Source organism: Antiquaquibacter metalliresistens (assembly GCF_029211225.1).
GTDB classification, from domain to species: Bacteria; Actinomycetota; Actinomycetes; order Actinomycetales; family Microbacteriaceae; genus Rhodoglobus; species Rhodoglobus metalliresistens.
Map to the genome: position 1 here is coordinate 395,429 of NZ_JARGEM010000001.1, position 15,333 is coordinate 410,761.

General features: G+C 69.4%; 18 protein-coding genes. 13 read left to right on the plus strand and 5 right to left on the minus strand.

The window, feature by feature from the left end; genetic code table 11:
• The first annotated feature begins 2 nt into the window (after positions 1-2).
• Genes PYV02_RS02035 through PYV02_RS02055 form a run of 5 tightly spaced genes read left to right on the plus strand, consistent with a single transcriptional unit; the run spans position 3 to position 4,625 of the window.
• Positions 3-1,097 carry an acyl-CoA dehydrogenase family protein gene (locus PYV02_RS02035; RefSeq protein WP_275755687.1) on the plus strand — a complete coding sequence of 365 codons (1,095 nt, stop codon included), beginning with the start codon at positions 3-5 and terminating at the stop codon, positions 1,095-1,097.
• 54 nt (positions 1,098-1,151) lie between these two features.
• Complete coding sequence (locus PYV02_RS02040; protein WP_275755689.1) at positions 1,152-2,099, plus strand: 1-phosphofructokinase family hexose kinase; 948 nt, start codon at positions 1,152-1,154, stop codon at positions 2,097-2,099.
• A gap of 20 nt (positions 2,100-2,119) precedes the next feature.
• Positions 2,120-2,566, plus strand: a complete 447-nt coding sequence (locus PYV02_RS02045; RefSeq protein WP_275755691.1) for a nitroreductase family deazaflavin-dependent oxidoreductase — start codon at positions 2,120-2,122, stop codon at positions 2,564-2,566.
• A gap of 9 nt (positions 2,567-2,575) precedes the next feature.
• On the plus strand, positions 2,576-3,934 hold the full coding sequence (locus PYV02_RS02050; protein ID WP_275755693.1) for a TrkH family potassium uptake protein: 1,359 nt from the start codon (positions 2,576-2,578) through the stop codon (positions 3,932-3,934).
• Positions 3,927-4,625: a potassium channel family protein gene (locus PYV02_RS02055; protein ID WP_275755695.1), complete on the plus strand. Its 699-nt coding sequence runs from the start codon at positions 3,927-3,929 to the stop codon at positions 4,623-4,625. Before PYV02_RS02050 ends, PYV02_RS02055 begins: the two co-directional genes overlap by 8 nt.
• On the opposite strand, the gene PYV02_RS02060 is transcribed toward PYV02_RS02055, so the two are convergent.
• Positions 4,622-5,248 carry an alpha/beta hydrolase gene (locus PYV02_RS02060; protein ID WP_275755697.1) on the minus strand — a complete coding sequence of 209 codons (627 nt, stop codon included), beginning with the start codon at positions 5,246-5,248 and terminating at the stop codon, positions 4,622-4,624. The genes PYV02_RS02055 and PYV02_RS02060 overlap by 4 nt on opposite strands.
• Before the next feature lie 17 nt (positions 5,249-5,265).
• Positions 5,266-5,655, minus strand: coding sequence for a DUF4260 family protein (locus PYV02_RS02065; RefSeq protein WP_275755699.1), 390 nt, complete (start codon positions 5,653-5,655; stop codon positions 5,266-5,268).
• A 116-nt stretch (positions 5,656-5,771) separates the two neighbouring features.
• On the opposite strand from PYV02_RS02065, the gene PYV02_RS02070 reads away from it, so the two are divergent.
• The 3 genes from PYV02_RS02070 to PYV02_RS02080 are packed head-to-tail and all read left to right on the plus strand — an operon-like array spanning position 5,772 to position 9,192.
• Positions 5,772-7,424 (plus strand): circularly permuted type 2 ATP-grasp protein, encoded by a 1,653-nt coding sequence (locus PYV02_RS02070; protein ID WP_275755701.1) that lies wholly within the window; start codon positions 5,772-5,774, stop codon positions 7,422-7,424.
• Positions 7,418-8,347: an alpha-E domain-containing protein gene (locus PYV02_RS02075; RefSeq protein WP_275755703.1), complete on the plus strand. Its 930-nt coding sequence runs from the start codon at positions 7,418-7,420 to the stop codon at positions 8,345-8,347. Before PYV02_RS02070 ends, PYV02_RS02075 begins: the two co-directional genes overlap by 7 nt.
• Positions 8,344-9,192, plus strand: a complete 849-nt coding sequence (locus tag PYV02_RS02080; protein WP_275755705.1) for a transglutaminase family protein — start codon at positions 8,344-8,346, stop codon at positions 9,190-9,192. The genes PYV02_RS02075 and PYV02_RS02080 overlap by 4 nt, the downstream gene beginning before the upstream one ends.
• Here the strand turns inward: PYV02_RS02080 and PYV02_RS02085 are convergent.
• The gene (locus tag PYV02_RS02085; RefSeq protein ID WP_275755707.1) at positions 9,189-10,514 is read right to left on the minus strand and encodes an MFS transporter; all 1,326 of its coding nucleotides are present in this window, start codon (positions 10,512-10,514) and stop codon (positions 9,189-9,191) included. The two genes, PYV02_RS02080 and PYV02_RS02085, sit on opposite strands and share 4 nt — an antisense overlap.
• The gene (locus tag PYV02_RS02090; protein ID WP_275755709.1) at positions 10,511-10,927 is read right to left on the minus strand and encodes a MarR family winged helix-turn-helix transcriptional regulator; all 417 of its coding nucleotides are present in this window, start codon (positions 10,925-10,927) and stop codon (positions 10,511-10,513) included. The genes PYV02_RS02085 and PYV02_RS02090 overlap by 4 nt, the downstream gene beginning before the upstream one ends.
• A 70-nt stretch (positions 10,928-10,997) precedes the next feature.
• Between PYV02_RS02090 and PYV02_RS02095 the strand changes: the two genes are divergently transcribed.
• The 5 genes from PYV02_RS02095 to PYV02_RS02115 are packed head-to-tail and all read left to right on the plus strand — an operon-like array spanning position 10,998 to position 15,050.
• Entirely contained in the window at positions 10,998-11,861 is an 864-nt protein-coding gene (locus tag PYV02_RS02095; RefSeq protein WP_275755711.1) for an alpha/beta fold hydrolase, read from the plus strand.
• Positions 11,862-11,885: 24 nt separating this feature from the next.
• Positions 11,886-12,935 carry a lipoate-protein ligase LplAB gene (locus PYV02_RS02100; RefSeq protein WP_275755713.1) on the plus strand — a complete coding sequence of 350 codons (1,050 nt, stop codon included), beginning with the start codon at positions 11,886-11,888 and terminating at the stop codon, positions 12,933-12,935.
• Entirely contained in the window at positions 12,932-13,972 is a 1,041-nt protein-coding gene (locus PYV02_RS02105; protein WP_275755714.1) for a FecCD family ABC transporter permease, read from the plus strand. The genes PYV02_RS02100 and PYV02_RS02105 overlap by 4 nt, the downstream gene beginning before the upstream one ends.
• On the plus strand, positions 13,969-14,727 hold the full coding sequence (locus tag PYV02_RS02110; protein ID WP_275755716.1) for a heme ABC transporter ATP-binding protein: 759 nt from the start codon (positions 13,969-13,971) through the stop codon (positions 14,725-14,727). The genes PYV02_RS02105 and PYV02_RS02110 overlap by 4 nt, the downstream gene beginning before the upstream one ends.
• Positions 14,728-14,741: 14 nt before the next feature.
• Positions 14,742-15,050 carry a hypothetical protein gene (locus PYV02_RS02115; RefSeq protein WP_275755718.1) on the plus strand — a complete coding sequence of 103 codons (309 nt, stop codon included), beginning with the start codon at positions 14,742-14,744 and terminating at the stop codon, positions 15,048-15,050.
• Here the strand turns inward: PYV02_RS02115 and PYV02_RS02120 are convergent.
• Positions 15,040-15,324, minus strand: a complete 285-nt coding sequence (locus PYV02_RS02120) for a GNAT family N-acetyltransferase (protein ID WP_275755720.1) — start codon at positions 15,322-15,324, stop codon at positions 15,040-15,042. The two genes, PYV02_RS02115 and PYV02_RS02120, sit on opposite strands and share 11 nt — an antisense overlap.
• Between the last annotated feature and the right edge of the window lie 9 nt (positions 15,325-15,333).

Genomic DNA, 15,333 nt, shown 5'->3' on the forward strand with positions numbered 1-15,333 from the left:
GCATGACCGTGCTCGACCAGGCGCTGCTCGATCGCATCCGCTCACGGGCGGCAGGCTATGACCGGGAGAACGCCTTTCCCTTCGAGGACCTCCAGGAGCTGCGCGACGCGGGATACCTCGCGCCGCGCAGCCTCCTGCAGACCGCCCTGGACCAGCGCCTGCTCGCGGCATACGCTCCGGCCACCGCGCTCGCGATCAACATGCACCTGGTGTGGGTCGGCGTCGCGCGCGTGCTCGGCGAGCGGGGCGATCACAGCCTGGACTGGGTGCTCGCCGATGCCACCGCCGGCGAGCTGTTCGCCTTCGGCAACAGCGAGGCCGGCAACGACCTCGTGCTGTGGGACTCGCTGACCGCCGCGGACACCGTCGAAGGCGGTTACGCCTTCACCGGCACGAAGATCTTCACCTCGTTGGCTCCGGCGTGGACTCGCCTCGGCATCTTCGGTCGACACGGCGACGAGCTCGTGCACGGCTTCATCACCCGCGACACCCAGGGATGGCGCACCCTCGACGACTGGGACACGCTCGGCATGCGCGCCACCCAGAGCCAGAGCACCGTGCTCGAGGGCGCGATCGTGCCGACCGAACGGGTGAGCCGCATCTTGCCGGTCGGGCCGAACGCCGATCCGTTCGTCTTCGGCATCTTCGCCAACTTCCTCCTGCTCATCGGCTCGGTCTACGCGGGCATCGCCGACCGCGCGCTCGAGCTCGGCGTCGAGGCGGTGCGCCGACGCACGTCGCTGAAGACCGGCACGACCTACGATCAGGATCCGGACTTCCGCTGGCGCCTGGCGGATGCCGCGCTCGCCCTCGACGCCCTCGCGCCCCAGCTTCGGTCGCTGGCCGCCGACGTCGACAGGATCGTCGAGCACGGGGCATCCTGGTTCCGGCTGCTCACCGGGGCCAAACATCGTGCCACCGAGACCGCGCGATACGTCGTCGACCAGGCGATGCGCTCGGCGGGCGGGGGCGGATACCGCAACTCCGCCGAGCTCTCGCGGTTACAGCGCGACGTGCTCGCCGGCGTCTATCACCCGAGCGACACGGAATCGGTGCACGCCACCGTGGCCGCGAACCTGCTCGGCCCGCTGCGCTAGCGTCGGCCGGTCATCGACCTGGCGGCTGGGTCCGCGCGGTTTCTACACTGGACCATGCCCGCCGATCGTGCCCAGAGGCCCATCGTCACCCTCACGGTGAATCCCGCGCTCGATGTGAGCACCGCCACCGACCGCGTCATCCCGGGGCACAAGCTGCGCTGCGGCACGACCGCGCTGGATCCGGGTGGCGGCGGGGTCAACGTCTCGCGGGTCATCCAGCGGCTCGGCGGCCAGTCGATCGCGATCTATGCCGCGGGCGGCCCGACCGGCGAGGCGTACCGGCAACTGCTCGACGGCGAGGGGATCGTCTCGCGTGTGGTGCGCATCGCCGGGAGCACCCGGGAGTCGTTCACCGTAGACGAGCGCTCCACCGGTGAGCAGTATCGCTTCGTGCTCGAGGGACCCGACATGCTCGAGTCGGAGTGGCGCGAGTGCCTCACGGCGACCGAGGCGCTCATCGCTCCGGGCGGCATGCTCGTCATCAGCGGCAGCCTGCCACCCGGGGCGCCCGACGATCTCTATGCGCAACTGGCCCGAAGGGCGCGGGCGTTGGACGTGGACTGCGTCGTCGATGCATCGGGTGCGGCCCTGCGTCATGCTCTCGAGGAGGGCGTGACCCTCATCAAACCGAGCCTGCGAGAGCTCGGCGAGCTCGTGGGCGAGAGGCTGGACTCGCCCGAGCAGCAGCTCGCCGCGGCGCAGCGGTTGGTGCACTCCGGACGCACCCGACTGGTGGCCCTCAGCCTCGGCGCCGAGGGAGCCATGCTGATCACCGCGGATGAGGTGCTGCGGCTGGCATCTCCGTGGGTCGAGGTCAAGAGCACCGTGGGCGCGGGAGACAGCTTTCTGGCCGCCCTCGTGCTGCGTCTGGCTCAGGGCCGCTCGATTCGCGAGGCGTTCCGTTCCGCCGTCGCGGCAGGCAGCGCCACGGCCATGTCCCCCGCGAGCGACCTGTGCACGCGCGACGACGTCGAGCGCCTCGAAGCCGAGCTCGCGCGCTGACACCTGCGAGGATGGGGGGCATGCCACTCGAGGGAGATTACGCACCAAGCACGTCGGACTGGGCCCGCACCCAGGCCGAGAAGTACGAGGCCACCGGCGGCGCCGAGGCGGGTGACCTGCGGGGGATGCCCGTCGTGGTGCTCACGTCGGTGGGTGCGAAGACGGGCAAGCTGCGCAAGACCGCGCTCATGCGCGTGGAACACGACGGCGTGTACGCGGTCGTCGCCTCGCTGGGCGGGGCGCCGAAGCATCCGGTCTGGTACTTCAACATCACCAAGCAGCCCCTGGTCGAGCTGCAGGACGGCCCGGTCAAGCGGGACTATCGGGCTCGCGAACTGCACGGCGAGGAGCGAGCGCTGTGGTGGCACCGTGCCGTCGCGGCATATCCGCCGTACGCGGACTACCAGACCAAGACGGAACGGGTCATCCCCGTGTTCGCGCTCGAGCCGGTCGACGGGGCACAGTAGGGTCACCGTGTGACACAACCGGGACGTGCCGCAGCGCGGTGGCGGAGAAGACCGCACCCGGCGCAATGGACCGTCGGCGGGTTCGTGCTGCTGATCGTCGTCGGCACCGGGCTGCTGCTGCTGCCGATCTCGAAGGTCGGGCCGGGCGGGGCCTCGTTCATCGAGGCGTTCTTCACCGCGGTCTCGGCGGTCTGCGTCACCGGTCACATCATCGTGGACACTGCCACCCACTGGACCGGGTTCGGTCAGGTCGTGATCATGGTGCTGATCCAGGTCGGCGGCTTCGGGGTGATGACCTTCGCCTCGATCATCGGCGTCGTGGTGGTGCGCAGGCTCTCGCTCACCTCGCGACTCACGACCGCCGCCGAGACCAAGAGCCTGGGGCTCGAGGACGTGAAGTCGCTCGTGCTGAACGTGCTGAAGATCTCCCTGGTGATCGAGGGGGCCGCGTCCGCCATCCTGTTCCTGTGGTTCTGGCTGCGCTACGGGATGACTCCCGCCGAGGCCGCCTGGATCGGGCTCTTCCACGGCGTCTCGTCGTTCAACAACGCGGGCTTCTCGCTGTTCAGCGACAACCTGATGGGCTACGTCGCCGACCCCGTGGTCTCGCTCACCATCTGCGCGGCGATCATTCTGGGCGGCATCGGCTTCCCCGTGATCATGCAGTTGCGCAAGCACTGGATGCGGCCCCTGGCCTGGACCATGAACACCCGCATCGTGCTGTGGGCCACTCCCGTGTTGCTCGTGAGCGGCACGATCTACATCACCGCGATCGAATGGAACAACCCCGGCACGCTCGGGCCCCTCGACTGGCCGAGCAAGATCCTCGCCGGCTTCTTCCAGTCGGTGCAGACGCGCACCGCCGGCTTCAACTCGATCGACATCGGTGCCGCCGACGACTCGACGCTGTTCGGGATGAGCGCCCTGATGTTCATCGGCGGTGGCCCGGCGGGCACGGCCGGCGGCATCAAGGTCACGACCTTCGCGGTGCTGCTCTTCATCCTGCTCGCGGAGGTGCGCGGCGAGGGCGTGGTCAACGTATTCGGCAAGCGCCTCTCGCGTTCCGTGCACCGGCAGGCGATCGCGGTCGTGCTGCTGTCGACGGCGGTGGTGGTCGCGGCGACGGTCGCGATCATGCTGCTCTCCGGCCTCGGACTCTCGGCCGTGCTCTTCGAGACCGTGTCCGCGTTCGGCACCGTCGGGCTGTCGACGGGCATCACCGCGGATCTGCCGGTCGCGGCGCAGGTGATCCTCGCCGTCCTTATGTTCCTCGGACGTCTCGGCCCCATCACGTTCGCGTCCGCGCTCGCCCTCAGACGGCGCGAGATCCTCTATCAGCTCCCCAAGGAAAGGCCGATCATTGGCTAAGTTGCACATCTTCTCGAAGGGCGAGACCGAGCGGGTCGCACAGGCGGACTCGGTCGCGGTGATCGGCCTCGGCCGCTTCGGCAGTTCGCTGGCGCTGGAGCTCATGGCCAACGGCACCGAGGTGCTCGGCATCGACGAGAACGAGGAGAGCGTCCAAGAACTCAACGGCCGACTGACCCACGTCGTGCAGGCGGACTCGACGAAGGAGGAGGTGCTCCGGCAGCTCTCGGTGCCCGAGTTCGACCGCGTGGTCGTCGCCATCGGCAGTGATGTGCAGGCGAGCATCCTCACCACGTCGCTGCTGCTGCGCTTCGGCATCAAGCATCTCTGGGCGAAGGCGGTCAGCCAGGCCCACGGCACCATCCTCGAGCAGCTCGGGGTGCAGCACGTGATCTACCCGGAGAGCGATATGGGCCGCCGCGTCGCGCACCTCGTGCGCGGCTCGATGCAGGACTACCTCGACATCGGCGACGACTTCTCGCTCGTGAAGATGGCACCGCCCGCGCACATGGTCGGCAAGTCGTTGGGGCAGTCGGAGGCACGCTCGCGATTCGGGGTGACGATCGTGGCGATCAAACCGGCGGGCGGGCGATGGGACTACACCAGCGCCGACACGATCGTTTCCGCAACCGACACGATCCTGGTGGCGGGCGCCACCGAGAAGGCGGAGTCGTTCAGCCAGTTCCGCTAGCGGCGCTGTTCCAGCCAGGCCTCGGCGAGCGATCGCCAGAGCTGCGCGGGGGTGCCTTGCGCGAACCCGAGCCCGTGGCCACCGCGTTCGAACACGTGGAGGTCGTACGGCACACCGTGACGGGCGAGGGCGGCGGCGAGCGGCAGGGAGTGATCGCGCGGCACGACGGCGGTGTCCTCCCCGGTGGTCCAGATGAACATCGGCGGCGCCTGCCGGGTGACCATGCGCTCGAGCGAAACGGCGCGGCGCGCCCACCAGCTCGGTCGCGGGCCGAGCAGCTGGTCGCGCGAACCGCGGTGCGACTCGGCGAGCATGCTGACGACGGGATAGCTCAGCAGCGCGAAGTCGGGCCGCGGTCCCGTCGGAGCGAGGGCGGCGTGTCCGGCGAGGTGGCCGCCGGCGGAGAACCCGATCACGCCGACCGGCCCGACTCCGCGTTCCCGCTCGACCGCGAGCTCGCGTTGCACCGCCTGCAGGGGGCCGGGATGCCGCGTGCGCACCGGATACTCCACGACCCGGGCATCCCAGCCGAGCCCGCGCAGCCACTCGGCGACCGGCTCGCCTTCGTGCGGTGCGAGCACGGAGTAACCGCCTCCGGGCAGGACGAGGATCGAGCCGTTCATGCCACCACTGTATTGGCTCAGGCGAAGGTGAACGCCGTTCGCTGACGGCCGTCCCAGGTGCGGAAGCGGAAGCCCAGCGCGCGGTCGGCGGCGATGTGCAGCGCCCAGCCGAGCCCGGCCAGGAAGAGCTCGAGCCCGGGGCTCAGCCAGAGGGTCGGCATCCCGGTGAACGAGATCGCGATGAGCACGATCGGCACCGCGAAGCTGTGCGCGATGTTGTAGGGCACGACGTTGCGGCGGGCGATCTGACCGCGTTCGAGCCCGGGCTGCGCGCCGCCGATGAGCGTCAGATCGCCGGCGATCGCCCCGATCACGATGGCGGCGGTGGCGATCCAGCCGTGCTTGACGCCCTCGAAGATCGCGAAGGCGAGCAGCGCGGTTGCGGCCAGGGCGTAGATGACCCTCATGATTCCCTCCACTGGCTAATTGCATTAGCTTTCAGATAGAGGCTAACACGATTAGCCATTCGAGGCGAGCGACGAAGTGAAACACGTCCGCAACACGACGGCCCTAGGCTCAGACCATGGCTGACCTCTTCGACGGCTACGGCGCCACCGCCGCGAAGACGTCGGGAGTGCCCGCGTGGGACGAGATGTTCGCCTCCCCCGGCAGGGCCCGCGACATGTACAAGGACATCCACGCCGCGCTCGCGCAGATGACGCAGGAGGAACTCCGCGGGCGCACCGACGCGCTGGCCAGTTCCTATCTCGCCCAGGGCGTCACCTTCGACTTCGCCGGCGAGGAGCGGCCCTTCCCGCTCGATGCCGTACCGCGCGTGATCGACCAGCTCGAGTGGTCGGCGGTCGAGGCCGGCATCAAGCAGCGCGTGCGCGCGCTCGAGGCGTTCCTCGCCGACATCTACGGGGCGCAGAACGCGATCAAGGACGGCGTGATCCCGGCCGGCCTGGTCACCAGTTCGGCGCACTTCCACCGCGAGGCAGCGGGAATCGAGCCGGCGAACGGCGTGCGCATCCAGGTCTCCGGCATCGACCTCATCCGCGATGAGGCGGGCACGTGGCGCGTGCTCGAAGACAACGTGCGAGTGCCCTCCGGGGTCAGCTACGTCATCTCCAACCGCCGGGTGATGGCCCAGACGCTGCCCGAGCTCTTCGTCTCCATGCGGGTGCGACCCGTCGGCGACTACCCGCACAAGCTGCTCGCGGCCCTGCGGGCGAGCGCGCCCGCGGGCGTCGACGATCCGACCGTCGTCGTGCTCACGCCGGGCGTCTTCAACTCGGCCTATTTCGAGCACACGCTGCTCGCGCGGCTCATGGGCGTCGAGCTCGTCGAGGGCCGCGACCTGTTCTGCTCGGGCGGTCGGGTCTGGATGCGCACGACCGCAGGGCCCACCCGCGTCGACGTCATCTACCGCCGCGTGGACGACGAGTTCCTCGACCCACTGCAGTTCCGCGCCGACTCCATGCTGGGCAGCCCCGGTCTGCTGCTGGCCGCACGGCTCGGTAACGTCACGATCGCCAACGCGGTCGGCAACGGCGTCGCCGACGACAAGCTGGTCTACACCTATCTGCCCGACCTGATCCGCTACTACCTGGGTGAGGATGCGCTGCTGCCGAACGTGCAGACCTGGCGGCTCGAAGACCCGGGCGCCCTCGAGGAGGTGCTCGACCGCCTCGACGAGCTCGTCGTCAAGCCCGTCGACGGATCGGGCGGCAAGGGCCTGGTGATCGGTCCCGCCGCCTCCCGCGATGAGCTCGAGGAACTCCGGCAGCGGCTGCTGCGTGACCCGCGCGGGTGGATCGCTCAGCCGGTGGTGCAGCTTTCGACCATCCCGACCCTGGTGGACGCGGGGATGCGCCCGCGCCACGCCGATCTGCGTCCGTTCGCGGTCAACGACGGCAACGACATCTGGGTGCTCCCCGGCGGCCTGACCCGGGTGGCGCTGCCCGAGGGCGAACTCGTCGTTAACAGTTCGCAGGGCGGCGGCTCGAAGGACACCTGGGTCGTCGGCCAGGACCCGCTGCAGGTCGCGCGGCACTCGATCCAGGGCCTCGTCGCCGGACAGGCGAGCGCGACCGAGGCCGTCCCCGTCATCACGGCCGAGCACAGCGCACACGCGCAGGACCAGGCCCCCCGCGATCGACCGCTCGGGCACGGTCAGCAGGAGCAGCAGCAGCAGGCTCGTGCCGCGACACCACCCGGGGGTGACGCATGCTGAGCCGCATCGCCGAGTCCCTGTTCTGGATCGGCCGCTACATCGAGCGCTCCGACGGCACCGCGCGCATCCTCGACGTGCACCTGCAGCTGCTGCTGGAAGACCCGTGGATCGAGGAGGACCTCGCGTGCCGCTCGCTGCTGAGCGTGATGGGCAGCGACGTGCCGGACGATCGGGTGCTCAACCGGCAGAGCGTGCTCGAGATCCTCGCGGTCGACCGCTCGGAGCCGGCCTCGATCGCCTATTCCCTCGCCGCCGCTCGAGAGAACGCCCGGCGTGCTCGCGAGGTGGTGAGCACCGAGCTCTGGGAGGTGCTGAACACGACCAGGGCCCGGATGCCGCGTCGCGTCGCCAGCGACAAGGTGCACGAGTTCTTCGGCTGGGTGCGCGAGCGTTCCGCGCTCGCGGTCGGCATCATCGAGTCGGCGACGAGCCGGGATGAGGCCTGGCAGTTCTTCACCCTCGGCCGCTCGATCGAGCGCGCGGACATGACCGCGCGATTGCTCGCCACGCGCAGCCTGACCGAGGCGAGCGGGCCGAGCTGGACCACGATCCTGCGCTCCTGCGGCGCCTACGAGGCGTACCTGCGCACGTACCGCGGCGTGCCGAGCGCCCGCAACGCGGCGGAGTTCCTGCTGCTCGACCGACTGTTCCCGCGCAGCATCCTGTTCTCCGTCACGCGCGCCGAGCAGTGCATGCGCGACATCGAGCCGCGCACCGACCGCGTCGGCGTCTCGGATCACGCCCAGCGACTGCTGGGTCAGATCCGCAGCGAGCTCGAGTACCGGCCGATCGCCGAGATCCTCGACGACCTGCCGCTGCACATGGACAACGTGCAGGCGGCCACGTCCGCGGCCTCCGAGGCGATCAGGCAGCGCTACTTCCCGACCAACGCGGCACCGAGCTGGGTGGGTGAGACCACGTGAACCGTCTGCGCATCAAGCACATGACGGGCTTCCACTACGGCGGCGACGTCACGGCCTCGTACAACGAGGCACGCATGCTGCCGGTGAGCTCCGATGGCCAGCTGGTGCTGTTCTCCAACCTGGAGATCCTGCCGATCTCGAGCCACCACAGCTATGTTGACTACTGGGGATCGCGGGTCTCGTCGTTCGAGATCCTCACTCCCCACAAGGAGCTCGCGCTCACCGCGACGAGCCTCGTGGAGGTGCGCGCGCGTCCCCACGACGAGTCGAGCATCGGCTGGGACGAGCTGACGGTCGCCGCGGAGCGCACGACCGCCACGATCGAGCAGCTCAAGCAGACCGCTCGCACCAGCCCGCCCGACGAGGTGATCGAGCTCGCGCGCACCATCGCCGCCAGGCACACGGATGCCGGCACCGCCGCCCTGGCGATCTCCGGTGCCGTGGGCGACGCCGTCGAGTACATGCAGGGCGTCACGGGAGTGCACTCGACGGCGCAGGAGGCCTGGGCGCACCGCAAGGGGGTCTGTCAGGACATCGCCCACCTCGCGCTCGGCGCGCTGCGTGCGGTCGGCATCCCGGCCCGGTACGTCTCCGGCTACCTGCACCCGAAGCCGGACGCCGAGATCGGCGAGACCGTCGCCGGTGAGTCCCACGCCTGGGTCGAGTGGTTCTGCGGGGAGCAGTGGCGGGGGTTCGATCCCACCAATCAGATCGAGATCGGCGACCGGCACGTGCTCGTCGGCCGGGGCCGGGACTACAACGACGTGCCGCCGTTGCGTGGCGTGTACGCGGGGCCGTTCGGCTCGACGCTGTTCGTGACCGTGGAGATCACCCGCGAGGCCTAGCTCGTTCGACGTGCGGTCGATTCGACGATGGCGATCTCCTCCGTGGCCAGTTCGCGTTCCTCCTCGGCGGGGAACGCCACGGTGAGCGCGAAGCGGCGCCTGGGGTGGCGCACGACGCGCATGCCGCGGCCGGCCATCAGCCAGATGACGGCGATCGCCGCGGCCAGCAGGCCGGATGCGGTGCCCGCGACGATCGCCACGCGCGGCCCCGCGAGGTTCGCGATCGCGCCGATCAGTGGGGCCCCGATCGGGGTGCCGCCGGCGAAGATCGCCATGTAGAGCGCCATCACCCGCCCGCGCACGAGCGGGTCGACGGTGGTCTGCACGTAGGCGTTCGCGGTGTTCATCATGGTGGTGGATGCCGCCCCGACGAGCACGAGCACGATGGCGAACACCCAGAGGGCGGGTGCGAACGCGGCGGCGATGCCGACCAGACCGAACGCCGCGGCCGAGATCGCGACGACACCGAAACGGGCCCGTTCCCGACGGGCGGCGAGCAGCGCACCCGTGACCGCTCCGACGGCGATCGCCGAGGAGAGCAGACCGAAGGTCGCCGAGCCCTGCGCGAACGCGACGGTGGTCATCGTCGAGATGAAGATCGGGAAGTTGAAGCCGAACGTGCCGACCAGGAACACCATCGCGAGCACGACCAGGATGTCCGGCCGCGACCGCACGTACCGCAATCCATCACGGAACTGCCCGCGCGCCTTGGTCAGCCGCGGTGCGGGAACCAAGCTCGAGCGACGGATGAGGGCCAGCGAGACGAGTACGCCCGCGTAGGACGCGGCGTTGATGAGGAACACCGGGCCGGCCCCGAGCAGGGCGATGAGCACCCCGGCGAGAGCCGGACCGATCAGCCGCGCGGTCTGGAACGACGTGCCGTTGAGTGCGACGGCGTTGGCGATGTCGGCGTCCTGCACGAGCTCGGTGACGAAGGTCTGTCGCACCGGGGTGTCGATCGCGGTGACCACGCCGAGCGCGAGCGCGAACGCGTAGACGTGCCAGAGCTCGGCGATGCCGGCGATGACGAGGATGCCCAGCCCGAGTGCGAGCACCAGTTGCAGCGCCTGCGTCCAGGCCAGCAGTCGCTTGCGATCGACCCGATCGGCGAGCAGCCCGGAGAGCGGCATGAGCACCAGCAGCGGACCGAACTGCAGGGCCATGGTGATTCCCACCGCGACGGCGTCGTGGTCGGTGAGCTCGGTGAGCACGATCCAGTCCTGGGCGGTGCGCTGCATCCAGGCACCGGTGTTCGACACCAGCGCCCCGGCGAACCAGAGCCGGTAGTTCGGCACCCGCAGACTGCGGAACATCGCACTCACGAGTCGGCGAGCCTCCGCAGCAGCGGGGCAGCCGCCGTGAGCAGCGCCCGCTCGTCGTCGTCAAGCGCCTCGAGCTGATGCGAGAACCAGGCGGCACGCCGTCGCCTGGTCTCCAGTGCGAGCGCGATGCCCGCCTCGGTTGCGTTGACGACGACCTTGCGACCGTCGTCCGGAGCATCGCCGCGCGCGGCGACGCCGGCTTCGACGAGCGCGTTGACCGTGCGGTTCATCGACGGCGGCGTGACGCGCTCGTGCTCGGCGAGGGAACGCAGGGTCTGCGGACCTTCCTTCCAGAGCACGAAGAGCACGGAGAGCTGGGAGTCGGTGAGGTCGCCCTCCGCGCGCTCGAGTCGCAGCCGGCGCGCGAGTCGCATGACGGCGATCCTGAGATCGGTCTCCGCCTCGTCTGTCATATCGTTAGTCTAGCAAATTAGTTCTGCTAACGACTTTGCGGCGATACACTGGCGACGGCGAGGAGGCCCCGTGGCGAAGACCGTGACCCGCACCGATCACACGTTCGTGGATGCGCATGGCGTGACGATCCACTACTACGTCTGGGCTGCTCCGAAGCCCAAGGCCGTGTTCCAACTCGCTCACGGGCTGGGCGAGCACGCGCTGCGGTACGAGCGCCTGGCGCAGGATCTGGTCGCGGCCGGGTACAGCGTGTGGGCCGACGATCACCGCGGTCACGGCGCCACGGGCATGCAGCAGCACGACGGTGACGTCAGCCGGCTCGGACGTCTCGGCCCCGGCGGGCTGCGCGCGACCGTGGACGATGTGCGGCACTTCACCGCGATCATCCGCGAGCACAACCCCGGAGTGCCCATCGTGCTGTTCGGTCAGTCGTGGGGTTCGCTGATGGCCCAGAAGGTGATCGACGGCAACGCCGGTGACTACGACGGCGTGGTGCTGGCCGGCACGGCGTACCGCACGCTGCTCGACATGAACAGCGGAGACCTCAGCAAGCGGCACCGTCACCTCGGCGACACCGGCTACGAGTGGCTCAGCCGGGACCCCGCCGTCGCACGGGCGTTCCTCGACGACCCGCTGACCTTCTTCGCCGACGTGCCGAAGCTGTTCGGCATCCCGGACGGGTTGCGCCTCCTCGGTCGCCCCACCCGCAGGATGGAGAAGAACCTGCCGATCCTGATCCTCGTCGGCAGCGATGACACGCTCGGCGGCGAACGCAGTGCGGCCAAGCTCGCGAATGCGTACGTGCGCCGGTCGAAGCTCACCGATGTCGAAGCGATCATCTATCCGGATGCCCGCCACGAGGTCTTCAACGAGACGAACCGCGACGAGGTCGTCGCCGACCTCATCGCCTGGCTGGACGCGCACTTCGCCTGAACCATCGCAAGTAGGCTGGCCTTCATGCATGGCGAGTTCAAGGTACCCGGCGGCAAGCTCGTCGTCGTCGATCTCGACGTGGTCGACGGGCGCATCGCCGACTTCCAGCTCTCGGGGGACTTCTTCCTGGAACCCGACTCCGCGCTCGCCGACATCAACGCGGCGGTGAACGGCCTGCCTGCCGACTTCGAGAGCGCGAAGATCGCGTTCGCGATCCAGCAGGCGCTGCCCACAGACGCCCTGCTGCTCGGCTTCAGCCCCGAATCGGTCGCGACGGCGATCCGACGTGCCCTGCAGCACGCCACCGGATGGCGCGACTACGAGTGGCAGCTCATTCAGGGGCCCGCCGTCGATCCCGTGATGCAGATGGCGCTCGACCAGGTGCTCGCGGAGGAGGTCGGCGCCGGCATCCGCAAGCCGACCCTGCGCATCTGGGAGTGGGAGAAGCCTGCGGTGGTCATCGGCAGCTTCCAGTCCGTGAAGAACGAGGTCGACCTGGAGAACGCCACCAAGTACGGCTTCGACATCGTGCGGCGCATCTCCGGCGGGGGCGCGATGTTCATGGAGGCGGGCTCCGTGATCACCTACTCCATCTACGCGCCCACCGAGCTGGTGCACGGCATGACCTTCGCGGACTCCTACGCGTTCCTCGACGAGTGGGTCATCCTGGCGCTCAAGTCGCTCGGCATCGAGGCGAGCTACGTGCCGCTCAACGACATCACGAGCCCCACCGGCAAGATCGGCGGGGCCGCCCAGAAGCGGCTCGGTACGGGTGCGGTGCTGCATCACGTGACCATGAGCTACGACATGGACGGCGACAAGATGGTGCAGGTGCTGCGCATCGGTCGCGAGAAGATGAGCGACAAGGGCACCAAGAGCGCCAACAAGCGCGTCGATCCCTTGCGCAGCCAGACCGGTCTCGAGCGCGCGCAGATCATCGATCGCATGGTCGAGACCTTCCGCGGCCTCTACGGCCTGCACGACAGCGCCATCACGGACGAGGAGTTCGCGAAGGCGCAGCAGCTCGTCGCGGAGAAGTTCGGCACGGACGAGTGGCTGCAACGAGTGCCGTGAGGCGTGGCGCCCGGGGTGCCGTGCTGTCCGTCGTGCTCGCCGCGCTGGTGGTGGGCGGGGTGCTGCTGTCCGCGGTCGTCGGCCAGCTGCCGATCGCGCCCACCGAGGTGCTCGGCTCGATCCTGCGAGCGAGCGGCATCCCGAACGGATGGGCGCCCACCGATCCGGTGATCGAATCGGCCCTGTGGGCGGTGCGCTTCCCGCGCATCGGCATGGCGCTCGCCGTGGGCGCCGCGCTCGCCGTCGCCGGGGCCGTGATGCAGGCGGTGTTCGGCAATCCGCTCGCCGAACCCGGCGTGGTCGGCGTCTCATCCGGCGCGGCCCTCGGTGCGTCGGTGGCGATCGTGCTCGGGATCACGGCGATGGGCACGGGCACCATCGCGATGTTCGCGTTCTTCGGCGGCCTCGGCGCGACGCTGCTGGTCTATCTGGTCTCGCGCGCCAACGGACGCACCGAGGTCGTCACGCTGCTGCTGACCGGCATTGCCGTGAACGCGTTCGCCGGCGCTGGCCTGGCGTTCCTGTTGTTCATCGCCGACTCCGGCGGGCGCGAGCAGATCGTGTTCTGGCAGCTCGGCTCGCTGAACGGCTCGCGTTGGCCCGAGGTCGGCATCGTCGCGGGTGTGACCTTCGCCGGCACCATCGTGGCGTTCCTGCTCGGGCGGCGCTACGACATCCTCGCGCTCGGCGAACGCAACGCCCGGCACCTCGGCGTGAACGTCGAGGGACTACGCATCGGCTCGATCGTGCTCGTCGCGCTGCTGACCGGGGCCGCGGTGGCGTTCTGCGGCATCATCGCCTTCGTCGGCCTCGTCGTGCCGCACGCGGTGCGCATGCTGCTCGGGCCGTCGCATCGCTCGCTCATCGTCGCGAGCGCGTTCGGCGGCGGTGCGCTGATGCTGTTCGCCGATCTGCTCGCTCGCTCCGTGGTCGCCGGCGCCGACCTGCCCATCGGTCTGCTCACCTCGCTCGTGGGCGGTCCGTTCTTCTTCTTCCTGCTCTTCCGTCAACGGCGTCGCAGCGGGGGGTGGGCATGATGATCTCGGCCGCCGACGTGCGCGTCGAGCTCGACGGCAACGTGGTGCTCGACGGCATCTCGCTCGAGGTCGTTCCCGGCGAGGTGCTCGTGCTCGTGGGCCCGAACGGCGCGGGCAAGTCCACGCTGCTCGGCGTGCTCAGCGGGGAGCGCAAGCCGAGCCGCGGTTCCGTCACGATCGACGGACGCGAGTTCGCCGCGATCCGTCACGCCGAGTTGGCCCGGATGCGCAGCATGCTCACGCAGGAGAATGCGGTCAGCTTCCCGTTCCTCGTCTCCGAGGTCGTCGCGATGGGACGCAGCCCCTGGGCGCGCACCGTCGAGGGTCGTGACGATGTCGCGATCGTGCGCGACGCGATGGATGCCGCGGACATCGCCCACCTCGCCCGCCGCCGCTACACGGCCCTCTCCGGGGGTGAGCGCGCTCGCGTCTCCCTGGCACGAGTGCTGGCGCAGAACACGCCGATCGTGTTCCTCGACGAGCCCACGGCATCCCTCGACCTGCGCCATCAGGAAGACGTGATGCGCATCGCGCGGCGACTCGCCGCCGAGGGCAGATCGGTCGTCGTGGTGCTGCACGACCTCAGTCTCGCCAGCGCGTATGGCGACCGGCTCGCGCTGATCTCGGGCGGCCGCTTGGATGCCGTCGGCAGTCCCGCGGAGGTGCTCACCGAGGAGCGCGTCGAGCGCGTCTACGGGCTGCCGGTGCAGCTGCATCTCGTGAACGGCAGGCCCGTGGTCGTTCCAGTGCGCTGACGTACACTACTCGGGTGGAACCCTGGCTCGTCACCCTGCTCGTGGTCGCCGGGCTCGCGGTGCTCTTTCCGCTCGCCCAGCGCTTCGGCTGGATCGACCTCAGCAACAAGCGCAAGTCGTCCGGCAACGCTGGGGTCATGGGCATCGGCGACGAGGTGTTCCACCCGACCAGGCACGAGGCCCAGATCGAGCTCGATCGCCAGACGGTGCTTCCGGCTCCCGCGCCGCTGCCCGGCGACGGTGACAAGGGCATCTACGAGGGGCAGGTGCGCATCGATCTCACCGAGCGCGCCAAGCACCGCGCCGACGACGTCAGCGAGTGAGCAGGTCGGCGTATGAGGGGTTCTTCTCGATCCACGCCGCGATGAACGGGCAGCTCGCCACGAGCCGGTAGTCGGTCTCGGCGCGCACGAGATTGAGGGCACCGCGAGCCAGTTCCGAACCGAGACCCTCACCCCGGCGGGCGGGGTCGATCTCCGTGTGGGTGAAGACGATCGAGTCGCCGCGCAGTTGGTAGTCCACGAGACCGACCTGGGTGCCGTCGACGAGCAGCTCGAAGCGGTTCATCGCCGCATCCTGCACGACCTCGGTAGGCATGAGCAGCAG

Bases quoted from the DNA above. Each gene is read 5' to 3' on its own strand.
- PYV02_RS02035 (WP_275755687.1), top strand. From the start codon at position 3: ATGACCGTGCTCGACCAGGCGCTGCTCGATCGCATCCGCTCACGGGCG.
- PYV02_RS02040 (WP_275755689.1), top strand. From the start codon at position 1,152: ATGCCCGCCGATCGTGCCCAGAGGCCCATCGTCACCCTCACGGTGAAT.
- PYV02_RS02045 (WP_275755691.1), top strand. From the start codon at position 2,120: ATGCCACTCGAGGGAGATTACGCACCAAGCACGTCGGACTGGGCCCGC.
- PYV02_RS02060 (WP_275755697.1), bottom strand. From the start codon at position 5,248: ATGAACGGCTCGATCCTCGTCCTGCCCGGAGGCGGTTACTCCGTGCTC.
- PYV02_RS02065 (WP_275755699.1), bottom strand. From the start codon at position 5,655: ATGAGGGTCATCTACGCCCTGGCCGCAACCGCGCTGCTCGCCTTCGCG.
- PYV02_RS02070 (WP_275755701.1), top strand. From the start codon at position 5,772: ATGGCTGACCTCTTCGACGGCTACGGCGCCACCGCCGCGAAGACGTCG.
- PYV02_RS02075 (WP_275755703.1), top strand. From the start codon at position 7,418: ATGCTGAGCCGCATCGCCGAGTCCCTGTTCTGGATCGGCCGCTACATC.
- PYV02_RS02090 (WP_275755709.1), bottom strand. From the start codon at position 10,927: ATGACAGACGAGGCGGAGACCGATCTCAGGATCGCCGTCATGCGACTC.
- PYV02_RS02100 (WP_275755713.1), top strand. From the start codon at position 11,886: ATGCATGGCGAGTTCAAGGTACCCGGCGGCAAGCTCGTCGTCGTCGAT.
- PYV02_RS02110 (WP_275755716.1), top strand. From the start codon at position 13,969: ATGATGATCTCGGCCGCCGACGTGCGCGTCGAGCTCGACGGCAACGTG.
- PYV02_RS02120 (WP_275755720.1), bottom strand. From the start codon at position 15,324: ATGCCTACCGAGGTCGTGCAGGATGCGGCGATGAACCGCTTCGAGCTG.